The sequence below is a fragment of the Acinetobacter uliginosus genome (assembly GCF_044130295.1).
Classification (GTDB): domain Bacteria; phylum Pseudomonadota; class Gammaproteobacteria; order Pseudomonadales; family Moraxellaceae; genus Acinetobacter.
In genome coordinates this window covers 1-7,029 of record NZ_JBIQOC010000125.1, presented here as the reverse complement: position 1 = coordinate 7,029, position 7,029 = coordinate 1, and the positions used below count along the sequence as shown (strand labels likewise).

4 protein-coding genes are annotated in these 7,029 nt (G+C 43.1%); all 4 read right to left on the bottom strand.

What is annotated here, in order from left to right; genetic code table 11:
• Positions 1–394 precede the first annotated feature (394 nt).
• From ACE01T_RS16615 to ACE01T_RS16600, 4 genes are read right to left on the bottom strand one after another with little or no spacing between them, the layout of a single operon-like run.
• On the bottom strand, positions 395–1,852 hold the full coding sequence (locus ACE01T_RS16615) for an efflux transporter outer membrane subunit (protein ID WP_180044042.1): 1,458 nt from the start codon (positions 1,850–1,852) through the stop codon (positions 395–397).
• 15 nt (positions 1,853–1,867) lie between these two features.
• Positions 1,868–2,995 carry an ABC transporter permease gene (locus tag ACE01T_RS16610; protein WP_130089823.1) on the bottom strand — a complete coding sequence of 376 codons (1,128 nt, stop codon included), beginning with the start codon at positions 2,993–2,995 and terminating at the stop codon, positions 1,868–1,870.
• A 1-nt stretch (position 2,996) separates the two neighbouring features.
• Positions 2,997–5,837, bottom strand: coding sequence for a ribosome-associated ATPase/putative transporter RbbA (rbbA, locus tag ACE01T_RS16605; protein WP_228134761.1), 2,841 nt, complete (start codon positions 5,835–5,837; stop codon positions 2,997–2,999).
• The gene (locus ACE01T_RS16600) at positions 5,789–6,787 is read right to left on the bottom strand and encodes an HlyD family secretion protein (protein WP_004871259.1); all 999 of its coding nucleotides are present in this window, start codon (positions 6,785–6,787) and stop codon (positions 5,789–5,791) included. Before ACE01T_RS16600 ends, rbbA begins: the two co-directional genes overlap by 49 nt.
• Between the last annotated feature and the right edge of the window lie 242 nt (positions 6,788–7,029).

Below are 7,029 nucleotides of genomic sequence, written 5' to 3'. Positions count from 1 at the left end.
GCTAATAGAGTTCGGTTCTGTCATGAGAAAGCCCATATAAATGGGTAATGTACAAGTTGCTGTAGAAGCATGTTTAATTCGTCTGATCACAGATACTTTATAAAGTATTTTAATACTTTTTTGAATCCGTCAATGCGTAAGTCCTAATTACTTAGTATTTAACTTTATTACTCAAAAACACAATCAGAATAATTTTCACATGATGCTTTTAGATATAAACAATCTCATGACGTAGCAGTGCTACAACCTGACTGCTCAAACCATTGGATAAATAAAGCCCTTGTAAAAACAAGGGCTTTATTACACAAATATTCAAAAGCTGAATTTTTCCAAACCATCAAAATTTAAATTTCTACCTGGGTAGAAGATGAATAGAGCAATTAAAGCACTTTATTCAGTCAGACTGGGTGGATTGCCACCCCCCGCCAAGTGTTTTATACAGATCCAGTAGATTTTGTGCCTGCGCCAGCTTTCCCTGAACCTGTTTATCTGCAAGCTCATTTGCGGTTAAACGTGCACTAAGTGCACGATCCAGCGTCATTTGGCCATAACGATACAATGTACTGGCATCTTTGGCTTGTTGATTGGCTTTATGCAGTGCCTGTGCCAATAAAAGATTTTGACGACTTAACGCAAATTGAAGCTGATAACTACTGTCTACTTCAGCAAGTGCTTTTAATACAGCATGATCATAATCGGCCAGAGCAGCCTGCAAACGATGATCACTTATTTCAATATTATGATGAATACGTCCGGCTGTAAAAATTGGCAAAGTCATCCCTGCACTCACCAAACCACCATAACCTTTTAAATCTGGTAAATCGCTATCCAGACTCAATTGCCCGGTTTGCCAAAAAAACTGCATATTAAAACGCGGTAATAAATCTGCCTGTGCACTGGCCCGTTTGGCACTATATGCTTGTACCACCGCCTGTTTGGCCTGTATATCTGGACGACGATTCAGGATTTGCAACGGCCGCTGTCCTTGCGGGGGGGCTGGAATATGCTGCAAGATATTTTGTGGGCTTGCTGCGAGTTTAAATCCTTGTGGCACTTGGCCGGTCAATACCGCGATATTACGCTGATACGCATCGGCCTGTGCCTGTAGAGTGGCTAATTGTGCTTGTACTGCTGTAAGTTTGGCATCTACATCTTTAACATCATAATCGGTAATCTGGCCAGCTCTAAATCTCCCCTGAGCATACCGTTTTAACTGCTGTAACGTCGCAACCGTATGATCACCAATTTTGATGCGTTGCTGTAAACTGCGAACGGTAAAGTAATTCTGGGCAATATCACTAGCAACCAGCATTTGAGCGCCATACCATTGCTGCATGGTCGCCAGACTGGCATATCGGGCAGCATCTACATCACTTTTTTTCTGTCCAAAAATATCGAGTTCCCAGCTCGCAATAAAGCCCATGTGCTGCGCATGTCCATTAAAATTGAAATTATCATCGCCCAGTGATGACCCGAGTTGAGATAAAACATTTTTCACATCTGAATTTAACGGATTGTCTAGCTGGAATTGATGAGCACTAACCCCTGCATTGGCCCCTAAGGCGGGCTTGAGGTCGGCTTCTGCTAATTGTGTGGTAGAACGTGCAGCCTGTAAATTTTCCAGTGCTACCTTTAACTCGTGATTGGTTGTCAGTCCCTGTTCAATCAATCGGTTTAGCACAGGATCATTCCAGTTTTGCCACCATTGTGCAATTTCTGCCGATCCTTTTGCCATATCGGTCTGATCAAATTGTAAAGGCAGCATAACCTGGGACTCTACTTGGACTTGATCTTTGGCACAGCCACTTAAAATTAACCCCGTTAACAAACTCACATACAGCCATTTATTCATTTTTATCCCCCTGGTTTAACCTTGCCGTGCCAACATATGACGAAAACGCCCAAGTGCCAATGCCAGAAATACAATCCCCATCAGCATCATAATCAGTAATTTATCCCACACACTATCAATACCGGCATTCCGGAATAAAACAAACTGTCCGAACTGAACATATTGTGTGACGGGTGAAATCTGCGTCAACCATTGCATGACTTCAGGCATACTTTCCAGTGGCGACTCCGAACCGGACAATAACCGTGTGACCACATATACCGGCAAACATAGCAAGCCAAATTGTGGCATTGTGGGAGCAAGCGTTGCCAACCAGATTCCCAGTGCCGATACCGAAAACAAATAAATCACTGTTCCCAAGGTAAATAAAGTCACAGAACCATTAATGGGTACCTGCAACCAGTGATTTACGACAAGCCATAAGGACAGTAAAGCAGCTACGGTAATCACCAATCCATTGGTCAGAATTTTGGCCATAGCAATTTCACTGGCAGAAACTGGCATCACCAATAAATGCTCAATGGTTCCATGTTCACGCTCGCGGATAATTGCCGCACCAACCAGCACCATGGCCAGCAGGGTAATATTGGCAATAATCTGCACAACACTGAGATACCAATGTGATTCGCCATTCGGGTTATACATGACATTCAGGACAGGCTTCACCGGGAGTAAACTTTCTGAAGAAGGCTGTTTTAAAAATTGACTGACTTGCTGTGAAATGATTTGTTGAAGATAGACTAGACCAATACCGGCCTGTGTAACTGAGGTTGCATCCGCCAAAACCTGAATTTCAGGGGCACGACCTGCGACCACATCTTTTTCAAAATTGGCAGGAATGTCAATCACAAAAACATATCCGCCCTGATTCATCTGCTGGTCGATATTTTCCCGTTGTTCCAGTACTGGCGTTTTAAAATACGGCTGCTGTAAGGCATCCCGTATTTGATACGATAACTGCGAATGGTCGGCATCGAGAATGGCAATTGATGAATGACGGACTTCCGTGGTAATTCCTGTAGAAACCGTATAAACAGCCACCGAAAGGACCACCACAATCAAGACCATTAACGTATAATCACCTAGCAAACTGCGCAGTTCTTTCCGGCTTAAAAACCAGACATTTTTCATCCATTGCCACATGCTATTGCTCCTGTTTCTTTAAGAACAAACCTGCCAGCAATACATATAGGATGCAAAATAGCGTCAACATTACATAATATTGGACAAAATCCTGAAAACCCAAACCCTTGGTAAAACTCCCCAGACTGATCAATTGATACCATGCAGTTGGAAATCCCCAACCGATCCAATAATTTACGCCCGTTAATGTAGATAATGGATAAAGTAACCCTGAAAAATTCAATGCGGGAATTAAGGTAAAAATCGCCGATGCAAAAATCGCCGCAACCTGCGTTTTGACCAGACTCGAAATCAATAAACCAAAAGCTGTCGCGGCACAAACCAGTAAGAGTGCCCCTAATGTCATGGCCCAGAAACTTCCTGAAACAGGGACATCCAGCACCACAACGGCAAGCCAGACCAGACTGAAATAACTGCACATCGCCAAAGCGATATAAGGTAACTGTTTACCAATTAAAAACTGTCGGACTGATGCCGGAGACGTATACAAGTTGGTAATTGAGCCGATTTCCCGCTCTCGCACCACACCGAGGGCGGTCATCATGGCGGGAATCAACATCATCGCCATCATGATCATTCCAGGTGTAAAAGCATAAATACTTTTGAAATCCTGATTATAGACAAATCTTGGCTGTATCGAGACCGCAGATTTGACCTCTATCGGCAGCCCCATGGCCGTTATTTTATCTGTCCCGTAATTACTCATCATGCCAAGAATAAAACCCTTAATATTTTCCGCAGTAAATGGCATGGAACCATCTACATAGAAGCCGACTTCCGGTTTATTTCCACGCATCAGATCTCGACCAAAATCAGGTGGAATATCAATCACCAACCTGGCTGTAGATGTTCTTAACACAGGATCAATTTCAGCCTCGGAACCAATATATTTTTCCAGCGTAAAATATCGCGAAGCCGTAAAATATTCCGTTAAGGCCCGACTTTCCACACTTTGATCACGATCCAGAATTGCGAGTTTGACATTTTTAACATCAAAAGAAACGCTATAGGATGCTGTCATCATGAGAATGATCGGGCCAAGAATCGCAAAAAACATTCGAATCGGATCACGCCATAACTCTTTGCCTTCCCTGACAGCAAATGTCCAGACCATGGCAAACCAGGCCATTAATCTATAAAAAAGTGTCTGGTTCTGGCGGGCTTCACTTCTTAAACTCTCTTGCTCTTGATCGGTGTGATGCTGAACAGGGTGTTCAGCTTCACCTGATGCTTGCTCCAGATAAATAATAAATGCCTGCTCGAGTTCATCTGTGTGTTGCGCCTGACACAATGCCTGCGGTGTCCCTACTGCCAGAACCCGTCCACGGTGCATAAATGAAATACGGTCACAACGTTCAGCTTCATTCATAAAATGCGTCGAAACAAATATCGTAATACGATCCTGTCGCGATAATTTTATGAGATGCTGCCAGAACATATCTCGTGCAGCTGGATCGACGCCAGAAGTAGGCTCATCCAGAATCAATACTTCCGGATGATGTAAACATGCTGCGGCTAACTGTAAGCGTTGCCGAATACCTAAAGGCAAAGCGGCGGGCTGAGTATCGGCTTCTTTTTGCAGATCAAACTGCTGCAATGCACTTTGCACTGCATTTTTAGCATCATTCCCTGTGAGCCTGTACAATTTTGCATGTAGTTCCAGATTCTGACGTACCGTTAATTCTTCATATAATGAAAATGCCTGTGACATATAACCCACTTTCATTCGGGTTGCCATGTCTCCTGCATTAATTTCTTTTCCTAGCAGTTTTGCCGTGCCTGAACTGATATCCAGCAAGCCTGTTAGCATTTTCATGGTGGTGGATTTGCCACATCCATTTGAGCCTAAAAAACCAAAAATTTCACCGCGTGCAATCGTAACGTTAACATGATCTACTGCAATAAAATCACCAAATTGCTTGGTCAAATCATGTGCTTCAATTGCCGGAGGAGAATCTGGATCTGCAACAAATGGCGTCACGTGTAACACGCCCGTTCCACGTTTATTTTCTGGCAGCAGCTTCACATAAGCTTCTTCGAGTGTTTGACTCTGGGTCTGCTGTAACACTTCCTGCGTTGTTGCATTGGCAATTAACTGTCCATCATCCATCGCCAATAAATATTCAAAGCGTTGCGCTTCGTCAATGTAAGCGGTTGAAACAATTACCGTCATTTCCGTATTTTCAGCGCGTAAATCATCAACCAGATTCCAGAATTGCCGTCTTGATAAAGGATCAACACCTGTCGTCGGCTCATCTAGAATTAATAATTGCGGATTATGGACTAAAGCACAGCATAAACTCAGCTTTTGTTTCATGCCGCCAGATAATTTACCAGCCGGACGATTCACAAAAGGATCTAATCCTGTTGCCTGTAATAATCGCTGGATTCGCTGTTTTCGGGCACGGGTATCCAAACCAAAAAGGCTCGCATGAAAATCTACATTTTCATAGACAGACAATGTGGGATATAAATTGTGCCCCAAACCTTGGGGCATAAAAGCGATACGCTGTGACAAATGTTTCTGGATTTTTTTTTGTGAAATATCCTGATCAAAAATCAAAACCTGCCCGCTTTGGATCACCTTCACCCCGGCAATAAGGGATAATAATGTTGATTTTCCAACACCATCAGGTCCAATCAACCCGACTGTAACAGATTTGGGAATCGACAGATGAATATTATTTAATGCTCGAACCTGCCCATAAGTATGAGAAACGCCCTGTAACGATACAGCAGTTACAGTGTTTTCTTGCTGTTTTACATCCGTCATGGCGAACTGCCTATTCAATTTTATTGTGTTCTGGCGTTTTGCTGTAATTGCGGTAATTTGGCCTGCCATTGTACTGGCCATGCCTCTTGTGGATTGGTACGGACATAACCATTACCAGTTAAGCCACCTTTTAACACCCCTTGATACTGCAAGCTAATTTGTTGGGGAATACGCAATTTTACCTTATACATAAGTTTTTCGCGTTCATTGGCTGTTTCCACATATTTAGGGGTAAATTGTGTATTGCTGGCAATAAATGTAATTTTTGCAGGCCAAACTGCATCAATCCCGTCAAGCACAACTATGGCATCATCACCCAGCTTTAATTTTCCAACGGTATCTGTAGGAAGAAAAATTGATAAAGTCACATCACTAGGATCAAGTAAAGTGATGACTTTACTGCCAGGCCCAACAACATTGCCCAGTTCCGCAATACGATACTCTACCCGACCAGTCTGTGGTGCGCGGATGAACATATCCTTATTGGCCGAAGATGCGATATTCATTTGTGCCTGAGCCTGATTAACCGCAGCAATTGCTGACTCCCGTGCTGCCTGGGTTGCTTTAACCGCAGCTGCCTCGCCATCCCGTGCTGCTTGACGGCGTTGCACTTCTACCACAGAAATCAAATCCTCCTTTTTCAGCTGTAGCGCATTATCCAGCTCGAGTTGTGCAACCTTTAACTGCTGTTGTCTTGCTGCAATCTCAGCTTCGGCCTGATGTACTGCTTCTTCTGCACGCTGTTTACTGGCTTGTGCACCTTCAACCAAACTGTGACTTTGCTCAGCTGACAAAACCACTAATACTTCATCTTTTTTAACCAGATCACCTTCTTGTACCTTAATATCAATCACCCGGCCTGGATACAAAGAGGCGACATCAAGTCGCTGTAGTTCCAATCGCCCATTACTCCCCTCAAAACCCGAAGGTAATTTTTTCAAACTTTGCATATTGACCCATACAGCCCCCCCGATAAGTACACACACAATTACAGCAATAATGAGCCATTTTTTTTGCATTGGCTTTATTCCTTATCAAATACAGACATAAAGGCATATTATAATGGTTCGGTTACACAAACCAGTCCATCAAAACTTATTCAGTAATATTATTTCCAGATGAATAAGCAGGCTTGAATGATATTCACCTTATTTTCCTTAAGTTGACAAAAACAACTAAACATGCGAAAAGACATTTTTGGTTAAACGATGTTTGCACATGCCACGGATTGTTACCGTCCCACTCAGCTTAGAACAGCGTG

Coding starts and splice junctions, on each gene's coding strand:
- ACE01T_RS16610 (WP_130089823.1), bottom strand. CDS start 2,995: ATGTGGCAATGGATGAAAAATGTCTGGTTTTTAAGCCGGAAAGAACTG.
- ACE01T_RS16600 (WP_004871259.1), bottom strand. CDS start 6,787: ATGCAAAAAAAATGGCTCATTATTGCTGTAATTGTGTGTGTACTTATC.
- ACE01T_RS16615 (WP_180044042.1), bottom strand. CDS start 1,852: ATGAATAAATGGCTGTATGTGAGTTTGTTAACGGGGTTAATTTTAAGT.
- rbbA (WP_228134761.1), bottom strand. CDS start 5,837: ATGGCAGGCCAAATTACCGCAATTACAGCAAAACGCCAGAACACAATA.